17 protein-coding genes are annotated in these 17,844 nt (G+C 62.1%); 7 read left to right on the forward strand and 10 right to left on the reverse strand.

What is annotated here, in order from left to right:
• Positions 1 to 36: 36 nt before the first annotated feature.
• The 6 genes from ACT3TP_RS04995 to ACT3TP_RS05020 all read right to left on the reverse strand — a co-directional run bounded on the left by ACT3TP_RS04995 (position 37) and on the right by ACT3TP_RS05020 (position 4,806).
• Positions 37 to 1,038, reverse strand: coding sequence for an asparaginase (locus ACT3TP_RS04995; RefSeq protein WP_444619656.1), 1,002 nt, complete (start codon positions 1,036 to 1,038; stop codon positions 37 to 39).
• Positions 1,035 to 1,739: a FadR/GntR family transcriptional regulator gene (locus tag ACT3TP_RS05000; protein ID WP_444619658.1), complete on the reverse strand. Its 705-nt coding sequence runs from the start codon at positions 1,737 to 1,739 to the stop codon at positions 1,035 to 1,037. Before ACT3TP_RS05000 ends, ACT3TP_RS04995 begins: the two co-directional genes overlap by 4 nt.
• Before the next feature lie 126 nt (positions 1,740 to 1,865).
• A complete protein-coding gene (locus ACT3TP_RS05005) occupies positions 1,866 to 2,309 on the reverse strand; it encodes an SRPBCC family protein (protein ID WP_105552798.1) in 444 nt (147 codons plus the stop codon).
• Between the two features lie 12 nt (positions 2,310 to 2,321).
• A complete protein-coding gene (locus ACT3TP_RS05010) occupies positions 2,322 to 3,302 on the reverse strand; it encodes a TIGR03086 family metal-binding protein (protein ID WP_444619660.1) in 981 nt (326 codons plus the stop codon).
• The gene (locus ACT3TP_RS05015) at positions 3,299 to 3,643 is read right to left on the reverse strand and encodes an ArsR/SmtB family transcription factor (protein ID WP_105552800.1); all 345 of its coding nucleotides are present in this window, start codon (positions 3,641 to 3,643) and stop codon (positions 3,299 to 3,301) included. Before ACT3TP_RS05015 ends, ACT3TP_RS05010 begins: the two co-directional genes overlap by 4 nt.
• 212 nt (positions 3,644 to 3,855) lie before the next feature.
• Positions 3,856 to 4,806 carry a beta-ketoacyl-ACP synthase III gene (locus ACT3TP_RS05020; RefSeq protein ID WP_105569592.1) on the reverse strand — a complete coding sequence of 317 codons (951 nt, stop codon included), beginning with the start codon at positions 4,804 to 4,806 and terminating at the stop codon, positions 3,856 to 3,858.
• 285 nt (positions 4,807 to 5,091) lie between these two features.
• Between ACT3TP_RS05020 and ACT3TP_RS05025 the strand changes: the two genes are divergently transcribed.
• Genes ACT3TP_RS05025 through ACT3TP_RS05035 form a run of 3 tightly spaced genes read left to right on the forward strand, consistent with a single transcriptional unit; the run spans position 5,092 to position 7,135 of the window.
• Positions 5,092 to 5,718 carry a tyrosine-protein phosphatase gene (locus ACT3TP_RS05025; protein WP_444619663.1) on the forward strand — a complete coding sequence of 209 codons (627 nt, stop codon included), beginning with the start codon at positions 5,092 to 5,094 and terminating at the stop codon, positions 5,716 to 5,718.
• Complete coding sequence (locus ACT3TP_RS05030) at positions 5,718 to 6,578, forward strand: metallophosphoesterase family protein (RefSeq protein ID WP_444619665.1); 861 nt, start codon at positions 5,718 to 5,720, stop codon at positions 6,576 to 6,578. The genes ACT3TP_RS05025 and ACT3TP_RS05030 overlap by 1 nt, the downstream gene beginning before the upstream one ends.
• Entirely contained in the window at positions 6,575 to 7,135 is a 561-nt protein-coding gene (locus tag ACT3TP_RS05035; protein WP_105649733.1) for a histidine phosphatase family protein, read from the forward strand. Before ACT3TP_RS05030 ends, ACT3TP_RS05035 begins: the two co-directional genes overlap by 4 nt.
• A 78-nt stretch (positions 7,136 to 7,213) precedes the next feature.
• Here the strand turns inward: ACT3TP_RS05035 and ACT3TP_RS05040 are convergent, their stop codons facing one another.
• The 3 genes from ACT3TP_RS05040 to ACT3TP_RS05050 are packed head-to-tail and all read right to left on the reverse strand — an operon-like array spanning position 7,214 to position 9,737.
• Positions 7,214 to 8,383: an acetyl-CoA C-acyltransferase gene (locus ACT3TP_RS05040; protein WP_444619667.1), complete on the reverse strand. Its 1,170-nt coding sequence runs from the start codon at positions 8,381 to 8,383 to the stop codon at positions 7,214 to 7,216.
• Positions 8,380 to 9,030 (reverse strand): 3-oxoacid CoA-transferase subunit B, encoded by a 651-nt coding sequence (locus ACT3TP_RS05045; protein WP_444619669.1) that lies wholly within the window; start codon positions 9,028 to 9,030, stop codon positions 8,380 to 8,382. The genes ACT3TP_RS05040 and ACT3TP_RS05045 overlap by 4 nt, the downstream gene beginning before the upstream one ends.
• Before the next feature lie 2 nt (positions 9,031 to 9,032).
• Positions 9,033 to 9,737, reverse strand: a complete 705-nt coding sequence (locus ACT3TP_RS05050; protein ID WP_444619671.1) for a CoA transferase subunit A — start codon at positions 9,735 to 9,737, stop codon at positions 9,033 to 9,035.
• Between the two features lie 265 nt (positions 9,738 to 10,002).
• Between ACT3TP_RS05050 and ACT3TP_RS05055 the strand changes: the two genes are divergently transcribed.
• Entirely contained in the window at positions 10,003 to 10,791 is a 789-nt protein-coding gene (locus ACT3TP_RS05055) for an IclR family transcriptional regulator (protein WP_444619673.1), read from the forward strand.
• 123 nt (positions 10,792 to 10,914) lie between these two features.
• Positions 10,915 to 12,015 (forward strand): alanine racemase, encoded by a 1,101-nt coding sequence (locus ACT3TP_RS05060; protein WP_444619675.1) that lies wholly within the window; start codon positions 10,915 to 10,917, stop codon positions 12,013 to 12,015.
• A 10-nt stretch (positions 12,016 to 12,025) separates the two neighbouring features.
• On the opposite strand, the gene ACT3TP_RS05065 is transcribed toward ACT3TP_RS05060, so the two are convergent.
• Positions 12,026 to 13,729, reverse strand: a complete 1,704-nt coding sequence (locus ACT3TP_RS05065; protein ID WP_096286844.1) for an NERD domain-containing protein — start codon at positions 13,727 to 13,729, stop codon at positions 12,026 to 12,028.
• Positions 13,730 to 14,067: 338 nt separating this feature from the next.
• Here ACT3TP_RS05065 and ACT3TP_RS05070 point away from each other — a divergent pair, with 338 nt between their 5' ends.
• Positions 14,068 to 15,597, forward strand: a complete 1,530-nt coding sequence (locus ACT3TP_RS05070) for an HNH endonuclease signature motif containing protein (protein WP_096286842.1) — start codon at positions 14,068 to 14,070, stop codon at positions 15,595 to 15,597.
• 539 nt (positions 15,598 to 16,136) lie between these two features.
• On the forward strand, positions 16,137 to 17,825 hold the full coding sequence (locus ACT3TP_RS05075; protein WP_096286925.1) for a long-chain-fatty-acid--CoA ligase: 1,689 nt from the start codon (positions 16,137 to 16,139) through the stop codon (positions 17,823 to 17,825).
• The last annotated feature ends 19 nt before the right edge of the window (positions 17,826 to 17,844 follow it).

Here is a 17,844-nt window from a genome sequence, read left to right on the forward strand (position 1 = left end):
ACCATGGGTGTTGGATAGAAATTGAAAATCGTCGGGTTAGAGTGCTGTCAGTTCGCCGACAGGCTCTCCGCCGCCCAGGGCGGGGGAAGAAGCCAAATCTTCCAGCGCCGTGGGCGTCTGGTCTCCAAGATGGCTGGCCAGCAGCTTGACGGTGATCGGCATGCGTGCCCGGTCTGAGCCGTCGGAGATCTTGACCGCCAGCGAGGAACCGTCGGGCAGGCCGACGGCCTGGATTCCTTCGAAGCCATCCTTGGCCACGGCACCGGGCACCGCGCGCATGAGCTCGGTGACGTCGCGCCCTTCGCCGGCGACCAGTTCTGGATAGGCGCGCATGGAAGCAGCTACGCGGCCCTCAGCGGTGTCCGGCGCGGCCTTGGCCAATTTGGCGAAGCCGCGAGCCAGCGCGGCGAGGGTCATGGGGTAGACCTGGGTGCCGCAGCCGTCGGTGCTGATCGTGGTGATGCGCTCTTCGGTGAGTTCCTCAACGATCTCGCGCAGCGCCGCCGCCAGCGGGTGGGAGGCAGCCAAATAGTTTTCGGTCGCCCAGCCGTTGTGCTTGCACATGGCCAGCAGCGCCGCATGCTTTCCCGAGCAGTTCTGCGCCAGTTGGGTGGCGCTGCCGCCGTCGGCAAGCCAGCTGGCCCGTTCGGCCACACCGTAGGGCAGGTCTGTGGAGTTCCCCAGCTCCGCGAGCTCCAGCCCTGCATCGCGCAGCGTCGAATGGGCAACCTCCTGATGGCGCGGCGCACCGGAATGGCTGGCGGCAGCCAGCGCGATCTGCTCCTGGCTCAGTTCCAGGCCGGAGCGCAAAATGGCCACGGCAAAGAGCGGCTTCAGCGCCGAACGCGGGTAGAAGCGCGCCTGCTGATCTCCCAGCGCGGTGATGACCTCACCCTGCGGATCGAGCAGCACCGCCGAACCGTAGTGGATCGATTCGAGCATTTCGCCACGGCTGGCGGAGACCAGCGGCACATGTTGTGGAAGCTCTGCACCGGCGCACTGCGCCAATCCCGCGGATGCGGCGGCTGAGGGGGTCACTTGGAACTCCTGACGATAGTTGAAACTGCTTGTTGCACGGCGCTCAGGTGTTCGGCCATCGCCTGGCCGGCGGCTTCGGCGTCGGACGAGCAGATGGCGGCGACGATCTTGCGGTGCTCGGAATTCGAGGGGGAGCGGCGTCCGGTGACGAGGTTGACCGTTTCGGATTGGCGGGCCATGGCCTCGCGGATGTCGCCCACGACGCGGTCGAAGACGGAGTTGCCGCTGGCGCGGGCGATCGCCGCATGGAAGGCGGCATCGAGTTCCACCCAGGCTTCGGCGCCGTCTTCGGCTTCCATCTCCTCGATGAGTCCGTTCAGCCGCTCCAGGTCCTCGGAGGTGCGCCGGGCGGCGGCCAATTCGGCGGCGGGGATCTCGATATGCGGGCGTGCCTCATAGAGGTCCGCCGAGGAGAAGGTGCCGAGCACCAGATCCCGGGTGGGCCGGTGGGAGATGACGAAGGTGCCGCGGCCGGTTTCGGTGCGGGTCAATCCGAGCGCGGCGCAGGAACGCAGGGCTTCGCGGACCACCGAGCGGCTGACCCCGTAGGTCGAGGCCAGACTCGCTTCGGAGCCGAGCTTTGCGCCGAGCGGGATCTCCTGGGCCTCGATGGCTGCGCGCAGGGTGTTGAAGACTGCTTCGGAGGCGCTGGTCCGGGCGATCGGTTGCTGTCCGGCTGTCCAGCTGTCTGACAGGTTCATGAGTACCAGTGTGCGGGTGTGATGCACCCTACGTCAAGTTGATTCGGCAGGGCTTGCGATCGGACTAGTCAACGGCGTGCGGACACCGGGAGAGTGGGGCGCTGCCCACTCTTCCGGCAGCCTGATTCAGCGTTCCGTGGATTCCAGGATCTGCTTCAAGGCCCGCAGGTCCGCGGCGTTCGCGCGGCGCATCAGCGGTGCCATGAGCGGAGCGAAGATCCGCCCGAAACCCGCCGGCTGGCCATCGTTGCGCAGGCGCACGCGGGTGCTGTGGGCATCGACGGTTTCGAAGCGGTAGCTGGTGCGCATAGGAAACGGGCCCTGCGCGGTGGACATCACGAGCAGCTTCTCAGGCACCAGCTCGATCACCTCGTAGACGTAGGACAGCTCCCGGCCTAGGAAGCGGGCCTCGAAGGCGGCGCGCGCTCCGATCGAGAATTCCCCGTCCGTCAACCGGCGCACCGAGCGGATGTTCCGGTACCAGGCCGGGGCATTAAGCGGATCCACTGCGTAGTCGGCCACCGCCCGAAGCGGGCGGTGGATGACGATGCTGGTGGTGACGTCGACCATGCTGCGTGGCCCCTACGCGCCGCTCGGAACTCGGCCGGTGAAGGCGACCAGTCGATCGAGGCTGCCGGCCGATTCGGCAACCACCGTTTGCGGCCCGAAGGAGCCGGATTCGCGTTGCGCTGCGCCGACGGTTCCTTGGGCAATTCCCAGCACGTAGTCGGCCAACCCCGGATCCACCGCATAGTCCTGGCCGGTGGCTTGGGCCAGGTCCCAGCCGTGCACCAGCAGTTCCAGGTTCAGAATTCCGGCGACCACCGGAGCGGGCAAAACCGCAAAACCGAGGTCGATCTCTCCGGCCAAGCCGCGCACGTTGAGGGCTTCGAGGGCCGCTTGGGCGAGATTCGCGATGCGCGGTTCCGGCGCCAGCTCGGGAGCGTCGGATAGCTGGGCGCCAAGGGCCGATCCGATGCCCGCGAGATTGCCGGCCAGGTGGTCAAGTAGCTCCGAAACATTGAAATCCTCGCAGGGTGTAGGGCGCGTGGCATCCTCGGCGGTGAGGTGGTACAGCGCGAGCTGCAGTGCCGTGAGTGCGGCTTCGGCGGATTGGATCGCGTTCTCCGGTTCCGGGGTGGCGTTCCATTCATCGGCCACGGCCTGCCCGGTTTCGGCGAAGCGCGCCAGCCGGTCCAGGAAGTGGTTCCAGCCCTCGGCATGGCCGGCGGACTGCTCGGCGTTCAGCCCCTCGTGCCGCAAGGTGACCGCGGTGCCTTGGGCGAGCGGTTCCAACGTGATGAAGACGGTGGAGTCGCCCGGCGGCACGGCGTCCGAGCCTTCCCAGCCCCAGGTGAAGACGAGGCGGCGGCCCGGTTCGATTTCGGTGAATGTGCCCGACGCCTGGTGGCCCGGACCCATGGTGAAGCGGAATCCGCCGCCAACGGTGAGGTCAACGCGGCAGGCGACGGTTTGCCAGCGGCGCAGGCGTTCGGGTTCGGTGACCAGCGCGAAGGCCGCGTCGGCGTCGACTGGAAGGATGACGGTTCTCTCGTAGCTCATGATGATTCTCCATCTCTCGGGGTTGCTGACGGGGCGGGCAGCTCTGCGGCGAGTTGCTTGGCCTCGGCAACGAGGAGGTCTAGCTCGTTGTTCCAGAATGAATCGAGCAGGGCTTTTAGCCGCAAGACCCCCGTGGTGTTGAGCGAATAGTAGCGGCTGCGGCCTTGCTTGCGGGCGTCCAGAAGCCCGACCTCGCAAAGCAGCAGCAGGTGCTGGGATATCGCGGAGCGAGAGACGGTGAAGTGTTCTGCCAGTTGCGACACCGTGCATTCACCTGAACCCAGCAATTGAAGCAGCCGCCTGCGGTTAGGCTCCGCGGCAACTTCCAGTAAATCCTGCATGGTTAATACGTTAGCGTCGACTAACGCATTAAGGCAAGGTTTTTCTCGGTCTATTTCGCCAGTTCCGTCGATACCCGTGGCGTTTTGATTGGCCGAATCGGGAAAGCAGTAATCATCCGGATTGCCTCGCGGGATATTGAGCGGAAAGTTTAATCAAAAAAAGGGGAGGACCGAGCGTACGCTCGGTCCTCCCCTTTGGGGATTCGTTGCTACTACGGGATCGTGATGATCTGCCCGGCGTAGGACAGGCCGCCGCCGAAGGCGAAGAGCAGGGCCTTGGAGCCCGAAGGCAGCGGATCATCCGAGGCCATCAGCTTGGAGAGGGCCAGCGGCACCGAGGCGGCGGAGGTGTTGCCGGAGTAGACCACATCGGTGGCAACCCGGGCGTTCGGTGCACCGATCTTCTCGGCCAGCGGTTCGATAATGCGCAGGTTCGCCTGGTGCAAGACGATTGCATCCAGCTCTTCGGGCTTCATATCTGCGCGCTCGATGATCTTCGAGGCGATCTTTGGAAGCTGCGTGACGGTCCAGCGGTAAACGCTCTGGCCATTCTGCGCGAACTTCATGTCGTTCTCAGCTTCGATGCGCACCGCGTCGGAAAGCGAAGGAACCGAGCCCCAAACCACCGGGGAAATCTCAGCGGTTTCCGAGGCGGTGATAATGAAAGCGCCCGCGCCATCGGCGGTCAGCACGCAGGTGGTGCGGTCGGTGAAGTCGGTGTAGTCGGTCAGCATTTCCGCGCCGATCACCAGCGCCTTGGTCGAGCTGCCGGCGGCGATGGAACCCTGGGCCAGGCCTACCGCGTGGGCAAAGCCGGAGCAGGCAGCGTTGACGTCCATCGTTGCCGGGCCCTGCTCCATGTCCAGCGCCTGCGCCACGCGGGCGGCCATATTCGGCGAACGGTCCTCGGCGGTGCAGGTGGCCACGATGATCAGGTCAATGTCCGTGGCATCGATATCCTCGGCATTGTCCAATGCCATTTTTGCGGCCTTGATGGCCATGGAATCGACGGTCTCGACCCCGGTGCCCCAACGGCGCTCCTGGATGCCAACGCGGCGGGTGATCCATTCGTCACTGGTTTCGACCAGCTTCTCCAACTCGGTGTTGGGCACGATGCGCTCTGGCTGGAAGTGGCCAAAGGCTACGACTTTGCTGCCGGTCATGAGTTTAGCTCCTTGGAAAATTAATACTCTTGCACTCAAGGTTAGTCGTTTTGTTGCCTACTCGCTGTTCACATCAGCTCTGCGGCCTATGAGATTGACCGGAAAACCGGCGAAGCCTCCGAGAAAAGCGTACTTTTCACGGCTTTTCGGCCGGATTCATGACGTTGTGGTTCGTTGTTCACCTGTCGGCCAACAGTGTGCGGTGCAATGGTGGGAAAGCTCCGGATCAGGAATCGAGGATAGGGGAGAACGATGTCTGCAACTCACGTAAAGACTGCCGAACTAATGAGCCTACGCCCGGTTCCGGGAATCGGGCCGAACCGGCTCTATCGGGCCGGCGCCCTGAGCAGCTTTGGCCCGCGTGCTATGGAACAATTCCAAGGTTTAGACGTGGGCACGCTCATCGATCTGCGCGAATCTCAGGAAATCCAGCCAGAGTCCATTCCGGTGCTGGCGGGGCTGCGCTACCGAGCGATCTCGCTGTATTCCGGTCAGCTGCCGGTGGACAGGACCCTCGGCGAGGTGCAACGAATCCTCCTGGACGGCCGGGGTGCGCGGCTAGTGGCGGCCCTTCGTGCGATTGCCAATGCCACCGGCGGAAGCACCGTGGTGCAATGCCGAACCGGCGAAGAGCGTACCGGGTTGGTGATCGCTCTGTTGTCGGCGGCCCTCGGCATGGACCGGGCCCAGATCGTGGCCGATTTCGCTCCAGAGTCTTTTCGAACTGCAGACACGCAATGGCAACGTGACCGAGCGACCCTGAGCGACACCCTCGATTGGTTGACCGATAGCTACGGTTCGATCACCGGCTACCTGCTCAGCAAGGGGTTCACCGGGGCAGAACTTCGACGGCTGCAATCGCTGGCCAAGCATGCGGCACCCCGTGAGCTGCGCAGCCTGGTGGCAAGCTGATGAAAACGCTGAACGTAGTTCATCTGAGCGACGCCCACCTGTGTACCGAAGGCAAGCTCCTGCACGGCACCATCGACGCGTGGGCTCGCTTGCGCGCCGCGCTCCACGCGGCCAAGCACTTCACTCCGGACGTTGTGGTGGTGACCGGGGATATCGCAGACCGTGGGGCACCGGTCCATGAACGAGCCGCGAAGCTATTTGCGAAGTTCGAAAATGAACTGGGCTGCCCCATCATTGCCGTGCCGGGCAATCACGACCCCCAAGAGTCGGTCAATGAAGCATTTAATACCTTCCGCCTGTCCACCGGACCCCATATCGCAAATACCGTGCATGAGATCGACGGACTGCGCATCATCGGTCTGGATAGCGGAGGCTATCGCGAGGCTCGCGGATGGCTCGATGCGCCGCAACTTCGCTGGCTATCCTCTCTGCTCACCCAGCCGGCCCCACGCGGTTCGCTGATCCTGATGCACCACCCGCCGGTGGAAGCAATGGCCGCGGAGCTATCCGGACGCGGACTGGCAAATCCCGAAGACCTCGCCCTGATACTGAGCGGCAGCGATGTGCGCGGAATCCTGTGCGGCCACTTCCACCAAGCCGGTGTCGGGCAACTGAAGGGTACAAACGTTTTCATGGCCCCGGCAACCTCCTATAACACCAACGCCTACGCACCACAGGAGATCTTGAGCGGACCGGAAAGCTCATGGTTTTCCTTGCTGCAAGTTGATGCGCAGTCGATCCGGAACAGTCCCATCCCGGTCCGGCACGGTACACGCAAGAACAAGAACCAAATCGCAAGTAAAACGACTAACGCAACACGTGCCAGAATTCCGGCACATTCGAGAGAGACATCATCATGAACGCAACAGAAATCGTCTTCGTGCGGCACGGAGAAACCGAATGGAATCGCGCCGGGCGCCTGCAAGGCCGCAGCGACCTGCCCATGAACGAAACCGGGCGCCGCCAGGCCCAGCAAGCGGGCATGGAACTGGCAGCGACCGGGGCATGGGACGCGGTAGTTTCTTCCCCGCTTTTCCGCGCTCGCCAGTCTGCGCAGCTCATCGCCGATCTGCTCGCCGTGCCCCGTGTGCAAGAGTTCTCGGAGCTGATGGAACGGGATTACGGCGACGCCGAGGGCACCATCGTGGCCGGGTTGAGCGAGGAAAATATCCACCGCCTGATGGACCTGGGGGAGAGCGAAGAGCACCTGGTGGAACGCGCGATCAACGTGCTGTTCAAGATCTCCGTGCAGCACCCGGGGCAGCGAGTAGTTGTGGTCAGCCACGGTTCGCTGATTCGCTCGGTGCTCACCGAGTTGCACGGCCCGGGCCAGGAGAGGGTTGCGAACGGAGCGGTCATCCGGGTAGAGGCCGAGCTGCTGACCAATTATGTGGCCCGTGAGCCACTGTGGCACTGACTCCGTACTGAAAAGAGAAATCCACGTTGACCTCAAGTCAACGTGGATTTCATTTTTCGGCTGGCAACTGCCGCCGAGCTAGAGCGAACGCAGGAGCACCGAAGTGCCCTGACCGCCGCCGCCGCAGATGCCGACTGCCCCGAGCGAACCGGAGCCAAGTTCCTGCAGCTGGCGAGCCAGCGTACCGATGATGCGAGCGCCGGAGGCCCCGATCGGGTGGCCCAGCGCGATTGCGCCGCCGTGCGGGTTCACAATCTTGGCATCAAGGCCCAGCGTGGCCGTCGACTGCACCGAAACGGCGGCGAAAGCCTCATTGATTTCCACGACCTGCAAATCCGCGGCCTTGGCTCCTGCCTTGTCCAACGCGGTATTGATCGCGTTGGACGGCTGGTCGTGCAGGGTGCGGTCCGGGCCGGCGACGAACGCGTGGGAGAGGATTTCGGCCAGTGGCTTCAACCCCAGACGTTCCACGGCGGCATCGCTTGCCAGCACGATCGCGGCGGCGCCGTCGGTAATCTGCGAGGAGTTGCCGGCGGTCACGGTGCCGTCCTTGGCGAAGGCAGGACGAAGGCCCGACAGGGAATCGACGGTAGTTTGCGGGCGGATCCCGTCGTCGGCAGCAAATACGGTATCGCCCTTTCGGCTGCTCACCGTGAAGGGGGCGATTTCCCCGGCAAAGAATTCCCCGGAGGCTGCGGCGCGCTGGTGCGAGGCCGCGGCGACCTCGTCCTGCGGCCGGCGGCCCAGCTTCAGCGTGGTGTTGTGTTCCTCGGTGGAGATGCCCATGGAACGCTTCTCATGCGCATCGGTCAAACCGTCATAATCCAGGGTGTCGAGCATTTCAATGGCACCGTACTTGGTGCCCGCGCGGGCGCGCTGCACATGGGGTGCCAAGGACATCGATTCCTGGCCGACGGCCAGCACCACGTCAACCTCGCCGCTGGCGATCAGCCGTTCGCCGGCCACCACGGCTTCGGCGCCCGAAAGGCATACCGCGTTCAGCGTGATGGCCGGAACGTCCAGCCCCACCCCGGCGCCGACCGCGGTCTGCCGTGCCGGGTTCTGCCCGGCGCCAGCCTGCAATACCTGTCCGGCGATCACGCGCTGGACCTCGCTAGGTGCAACTCCGGCGCGTTCCAGTGCAGCCTTGGCCGCGTGGGCGCCCAGCTCGGTTGCGGGGATGCTTGCCAGCGCGCCGTTGAAGCGCATAAACGGGGTGCGTGCGTAGCCTACAATTTTGACGCTCATGCTCTGAGGTCCTCCTGGAGTTCGACGATGAATTTTGCTGCGGTGATGTCCTTGATGCTTTCCGGAGTTTCGCCCGGGGCCACCTGGCGTAGCACCAGTTTTGCATTAACTATGTCGAAGACGGCGCGGTCCGTGATGATTCGATCCACCACGCCGACCCCGGTCAGTGGCAGGTCGCACTTTTCCACGATCTTCGAGCTGCCGTCCTTGGCCACGTGATCGGTCAGCACGATGACCCGGGGGGTGCCTGCGACCAGATCCATGGCGCCGCCCATGCCCTTGACCAGCTTGCCCGGGATGGTCCAGTTGGCCAGGTCGCCGTTGGCGGCAACCTGCAGGGCACCGAGGATCGCCGTTTGCACGTGGCCGCCGCGGATCATGCCGAAGGACATGGCCGAATCGAAGAAGCTTCCGCCGGGAAGAATCGTCACCGTCTGCTTGCCGGCGTTGATCAGGTCCGCGTCCTCTTCGCCTTCGAAGGGGAAGGGGCCCATGCCCAGCAGGCCATTCTCGCTTTGCAGCTTGACCGAGACACCCGCCGGTAGGTTGTTCGCCACCAGGGTGGGAATGCCGATCCCAAGGTTTGCGTATTGGCCGTCGGTCAGTTCGCTGGCGGCCAGTGCCGCCATCTGATCTCTATTCCACATGCTTAGGCCTCCTGCTTCGGGCGGACGGTGCGCTGTTCGATGTCCTTGACGTCGTCGGCATCGACGAGCGTCTTCACGAAAATACCCGGCGTTTCCACCAAAGACGGATCGAGGTAGTCCGCAAGGATGTGCTCGGCCTCGGCGAAGGTATGTCGGCCGGACATGGCGGCAAGCGGGTTGAAGTTCTTCGAGGTCATGCGGTAGCGCAGATTGCCTTCGCGGTCCGCCTCGTAGGCGCGGACCAACGCGATGTCGGCGACGATGCCGCGTTCCAAGATGGCCTGCTTGCCGTCGAATTCCATGACTTCTTTACCTTCGGCCACGGGGGTGCCAACGCCGGTTGGAGTGAAGAATGCGGGGATCCCGACGCCCCCTGCGCGCAAGCGTTCGGCCAAGGTTCCCTGGGGGACAAATTCAACCTCGAGATCCCCATCGAGGAACTGTTGAGCGAAGAGCTTATTTTCCCCCACATAGGAAGCAAGCACCTTGGAGACCTGCTTGTTCTCCAGCAGTATGCCCAGTCCTTTGCCGTCCACGCCCATATTGTTGGACACGATGGTCAGGTTGCGGGCGCCCGAGTCGCGCAGCGCGGTGATCAGGCGGTTGGGTATTCCACTGAGCCCAAAACCGCCAACGGCAATGGTCATTCCGTCCTTGACCACTGCGGCAAGTGCCTGGGCGGCGTCCTCGCGATACTTTGTTGACATCTTCTGACTCCATCCGTCCATATTATGGATTTGAGTGTTCCCTACCTTCGAAGGTAGTAACTCCAAGTCGATAGCTCAATAGCTAAGAGAAAAGAATCCGATATTGCTCGATAGGTGAAGAACAACCGCCCATTCGTTCACATTATGGACATTTCGAAGAGTGGTTGCCGCGCCACCCAAAGCGCATCCGCACCATTGCGTTGGGCCGCTTATTGAAAACGTCATGTTCCTCATATTATGGACTGCCTTCGTTCATAATATGGTCATGAGCAAATCTCCTGCCGGTGCACAGGTCGTCGGACGCTTGGCCGCGGTATTGCGTGCGGTCAGCACCTCCATGCCGGAAGGAATCACGACCACGCAGGTCGCGCGGCTTACCGGGCTCGCGCGGCCGACGGTGCACCGGCTGCTCACGGCGCTGGTAGCAGAGGGCTTCTGCGATCAAGACCACCGGGCGGGGCGCTGGCTGCTGGGCCCCGAGCTCTATCTGATGGGTGCGGTAGCGGCCGAACGCTACGACATCAGCGAGCTTGCCAGGGAACACGTGACCGCGCTGGCCGAAGAATCCGGGGAGAGCGCTTTTCTCTCAGCCCGGCGCGGAGATGAAACGGTCTGCCTGCTGCGCCAAGACGGAGCATTCCCAATCCGTTCCTTTGTCCTCTACGAAGGCCGGCGCTTCCCGCTCGGGGTCGCCTCGGCAGGCATCGCGATTCTCGCCTTTCTTCCCGAAGAGATCGTCGAACGCTATCTGGCTAGCAACAACCTCGTGGCCGAATACGGACCAGCGCATTCCACCGAGCAGCTGCGTCAAAAAGTTGAAGAGACCCGCACCCTGGGGTACTCGGTCAATCCGGGGCTCATCGTCGAAGGCAGCTGGGGGATCGGCGCCGCGGTCTTCGACGCCTCGGGCCAGCCGGCCTGGGCGTTGAGCCTGACGGGAATCGAATCGCGCTTCGAGGTGGCCCGGCAAGAATCGCTGGGCCAATTACTGCTGCACCACGCGCATGAGCTGTCGCTGAAGCTTCGCGGATCGGGACTGCCGGCCAACAGATAGGCCAGGTCGGCCGATCCCACGCCAGGTGGCTGGGATTCTCTGGGTGTCAACGACGAGCCGGGCATTTTTCTCGGGTAACGTACGAATCAGATCGCCCGAGCACGAAGAGGAAAGCTGGCATTGGTGAACACCATCCCGCAAGGTTTATTAACCCCGCAAATCCTGGTCGACGTTGAGATCCTCGAGCGGAACATCGACCGTGTGGCGCAGAACGTTGCAGGCAAGGGACTTGCCTTGCGGCCGCACGCGAAAACGCACAAGATGCATGAGATCGCCGCCCGCCAGCTCGATTCCGGAGCAGTGGGACTGACGGTCGCAACCATCGGGGAGGCCCTGACCTTCGCGCTGCACGGGGTGGCGGATCTCTTCGTCGCATTCCCCTTATGGGTTTCCGAGGTCCAAGCGGCACGCATTCGCAAATTGCTGCGCTATGTCAGGCTCTCCTTGGGCACAGACTCCGTGGCAGCCGTCGAGCAGCTTGCCCGGCAACTGGGAGACAAGGCCGACAAATTAGGATTGATGATCGAGATCGACAGCGGTCACCACCGCAGCGGTGTGCCTCCCCGAGGCGCATTGGAAGTCGCCCGCGCCGCCCGCGAGGCAGGGCTGAACGTCATCGGCATTTTCACCTTCCCCGGTCATAGTTATGCACCGGGTCGGCCGCAAGCGGTCGCCGCGGAAGAACAGCAAGCGCTCGCCGAAGCGGCCGGCTTGCTCCGCGAAGACGGCTTCGAACTCAAACGAATCAGCGGTGGCTCCACTCCCACGGCAGAGCTTGCGGACAACTCGCTGCTGACCGAGGTCCGCCCCGGGGTGTACGTATTTGGCGACGCGCAGCAGTTCGAGCTGGGACGCTGCCGCTGGGAAGAGATCGCCTTGAGCGTAGCCTCCACGGTGGTCAGCCGGCATGAAGGGGACGAACTCATCCCGCGGCGGATCGTCCTGGACGCGGGCAGCAAGATCCTGGGCGGTGACCGCCCCGCCTGGGCCAGCGGGTTTGGCCGAATCCTTGAAAATCCGGACGCGCGGATCAGTGCGGTGTCCGAACACCATGCGACGGTGCTCTGGCCCGAGGGCCAGCCGCTTCCGGCACACGGGGAGCAACTCCGCGTGATCCCGAACCATGTATGCGTGGCGGTGAACCTGGTGGACCAGGTCACCGTGGTCCGCGCCGGCGAGGTAATCGAACGCTGGGACGTGGCCGCACGCGGATTGAACTTCTAGCGAAGTTGCCTTAGAGCGCTAGCGGATCCGCCGCAATGGCCGGGGACCAGCTCTTCGCGCTGCGCAGTGCGGCGTGCAGTTCACTGCCGCAGGCCGCCTCGATGAGTTCGCGGTCTCCGACGACAACCAGTAGGCTCCGGGCACGGGAAAGACCCACGTAGAGTTGCTCCACGGCGCGCGACATATCTTTGAAACCATTGATACACAGCACCACCACCGAACGTTCTAGCCCCTTGAATCCCAACACATGCCCGTAGAATTCCTGATCATGGGCGTGGAATGCGGGCCAGTATTCAGAGTCGATGGTTCCTTGCTCGAAGTGCTCCTGGTGTATCGGGTGGCGACGATTGGTGGTGAGCAACGCGATCTGGTTATTTGCCCAGCCTTCGCTAATGAGCGGATCCACGCAATCCGAGGCGATGTCCACCGCTTCTTCGGTAGAGCACGCGACAAAGCGCACCGGAACTCCCTGCCCGCCACGGGGTTTGATTTGTGCTCCGGCCAGGTTCTTGAACGTTTCGGCGATCCGGCGAGTGTTGCGTAAGTTGTCATCTACGTGAATGGATACCAGCGGTGCCGCGGTGCCAAAACTTCCGCCGAGGTCCTCACCGTTCCATCTCCGGTAGACATCTTGCCGGACGTCCATGAAGGCATAGATCTTGCCCTGCAATGGGTCTTTGGTACACGCAAGCAGTGCCTCCCACCATTCGGGGGCAAAGTCTTGGGCCTCATCGACAACGATCGCGTCGAGCTTCTCTTCCTCGGGCAGTCGCAGTGCCAGCTCGCGCAGCAGCCGCGGCATCTGCACGTCGAAGTAGTCTTGTCCGCTGCCGTTGGGAACTCCGAGGCTGCGGGCGTACTCATGGAATTCTCCGATATGCACGGGTTTATTCTGTCTCCAACCGCTCACCTGTTTCTTTAGGTAATGGCCCAATCCTTTGTTGTAGCAAAATAGCCCCACGCGCGCATTGCCCTTGGCCAGCTGTTTAGCTTTTTCAACCGCCATCCATGTTTTTCCGCTGCCGGCTCCACCGATGAATTTCACTCGGGGAAGTGCCCGCGTTGCGCTCAACAAGATGGCCTGACGTGCGGTGAGATGTTCTTGCAGGTCTTCGTTTTCCAGAGCTTCGGAAGTTTCCAGATGCTCGGGTGTGAAGTCCGCCGCCAGATGCCGGGCGATGCGTTGCGCGAAGGACTGTGCCAACGCCGAGTAACCACCGCCTAGCTCTTCGATGGCGCGACGCAGGTAGTTCGCGCTTTGCTTTAGATCGTTTTGGTCCATGAGCAGATCACGGGGCATATCTGCCTTCTGCCAATTCGCCGGAACCTCCGTATATGGCAGGCACACCACGTGGGCGAAGCGACTGTTCAAGGGGGTGCCGGATTGTTCGGTAATCCACTTTTTAAAGGCGTGCGCCGCGCTCTGGACTTGGGCCATGGGATCTTTCATATGGTGCCGGCCGTTGCTATCGGACTGGTACCAGGCGCTGTTCTCTACGCCTACCAATCCGCCCTTGACCTCAATCGCCACAAGCCCGACTCCAGGCCACAAAATCAGCAAGTCGATCTCATGTTCAACGGCTCCGTGGCGTACCGCGACCGAGTGGGCGAGGATGGCCTCTTGGGGTAAGGAACGACGTAGCTCTTCCCAGACGGCTTTCTCGGCAGACTGGCCATCGGAAAAATCAGGTTCTTCTGGAATGCAGTGGACCATTGTCCCCCCTAGAGAATTTGCGGCACCTATTCAACGACACGCATTGGTTCGAAGTCTATGTGTGCCAGCGCTCCGGAAGCGATCAAAAATGCCTATTGAAGAGCAATAAGTCCAAAGCAACGCCCGGTGCCTAGGATTTAGCCACTAGCCACTGTCCTCAATTAGTTGGAGGAATCCTATTCGCTGGGAAGCTGGTCGTTAGGCACCTGGCGAGTCTCTCGGCCAACGTGGGGCGGTCTCGGTGACGCGCCGGCTGATCAGCAAACGGCCGCTCAATACTTGTCCACAATGGGTTATAAACCCGCTCAAACCGTCGGGATCCGGCGAGATCATTGAACATGGGACTACAAGACATTTTTCAGAGCGACGATGATACTCATCGTCTTCCGTTGAGCCCGCCAGGGCATCGGGATGCTTCCCACCCTGACGGGTTGTTCTCTTCCTTGGTGGAGCATGAGAAGTATTTCGGCCAGATCGCGGCGCTGGCTACCGAACTCTACAACCTGCCGCCGTTGCAGGATCCGGGCTCAGGGCTGGTGCGGTTGCAGAAGCTCGCGAGGCTGCGGCGCATGCTTGACGCGGCCGAAGCGGTGACTCTTTCGGATTCGGTGGAACTGGTCGCGCAGGTCGTTGCCGAAAATAGTTGTGCGGATCCGAAGACGGAGACCGAGCAGCAGCGCCGTGAGCGGATCAGCGCGAATTACTATGGTGTGGATCCGGCGTCCGAGCAGATCATCCGTTCGAATTTCGTTGCTGAAGCCGCTGTGGCGTTGCGCGAGTCTGAGGAGAAGGTGCGGGGGAAGCTGTTTATTGCCGATGGGTTGCGCCATTTGTGCACGGGGACGCTGGATGCTTTGGCTGCTGGGGAGATCACTACGAAGGCGGCGGGGGATATTGTCAAGCAGGCTCAGGATCTGGGGGCTGCTGATATCCGGCGGATGGAGCATGTGCTGTTGCCGATGGCGAAAACCGCCAGTGATGCGGCCGTGAGCCAGCGGGCGAGGCGGATGCATGACCGGTTGAATCCGGTCTCGGCGCAGGAGCGTCATGAGGCGGCGAAGGAGTCCCGGGCGTTGACGCATTGGAGCGAAGCGGATGGGATGGCGGCGTTGAAGCTGCGGGCTCCGGCGGCGGATATTATTTCCATGGTTAATACAGTGAAGTATTTTGCCAGGCATGATGTGGATCCGGGTGATTCGCGTACTCAGGGGCAGCGGGAGGCTGATATTTTCCGGGATGCCCTGCTCGATGGGTGGCCTGCGACGGGTGGTACGCCGTTGAAGACGCGGGTGGCGTTGACGATCCCGGCGGTGGAAACCTTGGCGGATCCTAAGCGGGCGTTGGCGGATTTGGAGGGGTATGGGCCGATTCCGGTGGGCACGGCCTTGGCGTTGGCGAAGGACGCTCCGTCGATGCTGCGGGTGCTGACCGATCCGTGGACCGGGGCCGCGATCGATGTGGGGCGGCAGAAGTACCGTCCTTCGCAGGCGTTGAAGGATTTGTTGCGGGTGCGGGAGGTGCATTGCTGCTTCCCGGGGTGCCGGCGCACCGCGGAGACTTCGGAGATTGATCATGTGGAGGATTGGGCCAAGGGCGGGCACACGGATCGGAGTAATACGAAGTTGCTCTGCAAACGGCATCAGATGTTGAAGCACGCGTTGGGGTGGCAGTCGATTTACCGCCCGGATGGGTCGGTGAGTTGGCGGACTCCTCATGGGTTGGTGTGTTTGGAGTTGCCGGGCAGTGTTGAGGTGGTTCAGAACTTTGATCATGTTCATGACCGGACTCCGGTGCGGGAGGTGGGGTTGAACGATCGGGTGCGTCGGGTGTTGGGTTGGGCTGATCCGCCGGATCGTATCGCCAGCTAGGAGGGTTGTTGGGTTTGTTGGGTGAATGATTTTTTCGTTCACTGCCGCTGGTTCATATCACCTATCGAACGTTTGTTTTCCGGTTGCCGGGGGGCGCGGTGCTCTTGGTGCCGGCTTGAGCCTGTTCCTGTTGCTTATTGGCTGGTTGGTGGTTGGGTTCGGTGGCTGAATGAAAAATATTCTCAGTCAGTGGTCTGGTTCTTGAGGCGCTAGGCAGACATGCTGATGGGGCGGGCTAGCCGTGTGTGGGTGAATGAAGAATTTATTCACTCATCGTCTTGCACCAGGTTCGTGGATGGCGGTCCGGTTGCAGCGGAACGGACTCCTAGTGCCCGGAGATTATCAGCTGAGGCAACGGGTTGATCGTCATCTGCTGGAGCAACTCGAAACCCCCATGAAAAGTTGCGTTGCCGACCGTGCCGAGGCATTGGCGAACTACGCCGAATCGTGAATTCCAATGAGCCAGTTCCGCTGAATAATCACCGAAAGTCCACCTCGCGTTTAACCTGAAACCGTGGGTATCGGGCATGATTGTAGGCATGGAGAATACTGCCGCACCGGCCTGGGTAGCCAACTATCAGCCAGGCGTCCCTGCCGAAATCAAGCTTCCCACCGAGTCGTTGAGTCATATGTTTGAGCGTTCGGTCCGCGAAGCCGGTGAGAGCCCGGCCACCGAATTCTTCGGTCGACGGATGAGCTACCTCGAATTGGGCCAACAGGTCGAGAGGGCGGCCGAGGGGCTGCGCCAGCTGGGCGTGAAGCCCGGTGACCGGGTAGCGCTGGTCCTGCCCAACTGCCCGCAGCACGTCGTCGCGTTCTACGCGGTGCTTCGGCTGGGTGCGGTGGTTGTGGAGCACAACCCGCTGTACACCTCGCGCGAACTACGCCACCAGTTCGAAGACCACCAGGCGCGGGTGGTGATCGCCTGGGACAAGGTCGTGCCGAACCTGCAGCAGTTCCCCAAGGACGTACGAATCGATACGATCGTCGCCGTCAATTTGCTTGAGGCATTCCCGGCGGTCAAGCGCCTGGCACTGAAACTGCCGGTGAAAAAGCTGCGCGAGACCAAGGACTCGCTGACCGCCTCCACGTCAGGCACCATGGCATGGAAGCAGCTGCTGAAGTCCGGGCGACTGGATCCGGACTATCGATACCCCGAGGTGCAGGATCTGGCGGTCATCCAGTACACCTCGGGAACCACCGGGCGTCCAAAGGGCGCAATGCTTACCCACTACAACCTGTATGCCAATGCGTTGCAGGGCGAGGCTTGGATGGAAGGCGCCGAAGAGCGCAAGGAAATCCTGTATGCGATCCTGCCGATGTTCCATGCTTTCGGAATGACCCTGTATCTGACCTTCGGGGTGAAGAAGCAGGGACTGCTGGTGCTCTTCCCGAAGTTTGAACCGCAGATGATCCTGGATGCGTGGAAGAAGTCTCCGGCCACCGTGTACTGCGCGGTCCCGCCGATCTACGAGCGCACCGCCATGGCGGCCAAGGAGCAGGGCATTTCGCTGCGTTCGGCCAAGTACTGCATCTCGGGTGCGATGAACCTGCCAGATCATGTGGTCGAGCTCTGGGAGTCGATGTCCGGCGGACTGCTGGTCGAAGGCTATGGGATGACCGAGTCCTCGCCGGTGGCCTTGGGCAACCCGTTCCACCCCACACGTCGCAACGGCACCATCGGAGTGCCATTTCCTTCGACCCTGATGAAGGTCGTGGATGTCGATGAGCCAAGCCGCGAGGTGGCGCAGGGCGAAGCCGGAGAGCTGCTGATCAAGGGGCCCCAGGTGTTCCGCGGATACTGGAATAACCCGGAGGAGACCGCGAAAACGCTGACCGAGGACGGCTGGCTGCACACCGGCGACGTAGTCACCGTCGACCAGGACGGGTTTACCCAGATCGTTGACCGGGCCAAGGAGCTGATCATTACCGGCGGCTTTAATGTCTCGCCCAGCGAGGTGGAGAACGCGCTGCGCCAGCATTCAGATATTGCCGACGCCGCGGTGTTCGGCAAGGCACTGGAACGGGGCGGTGAAATGGTGGTCGCCGCGGTGCAACTCGATGAAGGCGCGAGCCTGGACGAGGCCGACCTGCGCGAACACTGCCGGACCTTGCTGGCGGCCTACAAGGTGCCTAAGCGGATCGTTGCCATCGAGGAGATGCCCCGCTCGATGCTGGGCAAGGTGTTGCGCAAGCAGGTCCGCGACCAGTTCGGTGAAGGGCTCTAGCGCGAACGATACGGTTTGA

The sequence above is a fragment of the Glutamicibacter sp. AOP38-B1-38 genome (genome assembly GCF_052377485.1).
In the GTDB taxonomy this organism is placed as follows: domain Bacteria; phylum Actinomycetota; class Actinomycetes; order Actinomycetales; family Micrococcaceae; genus Glutamicibacter.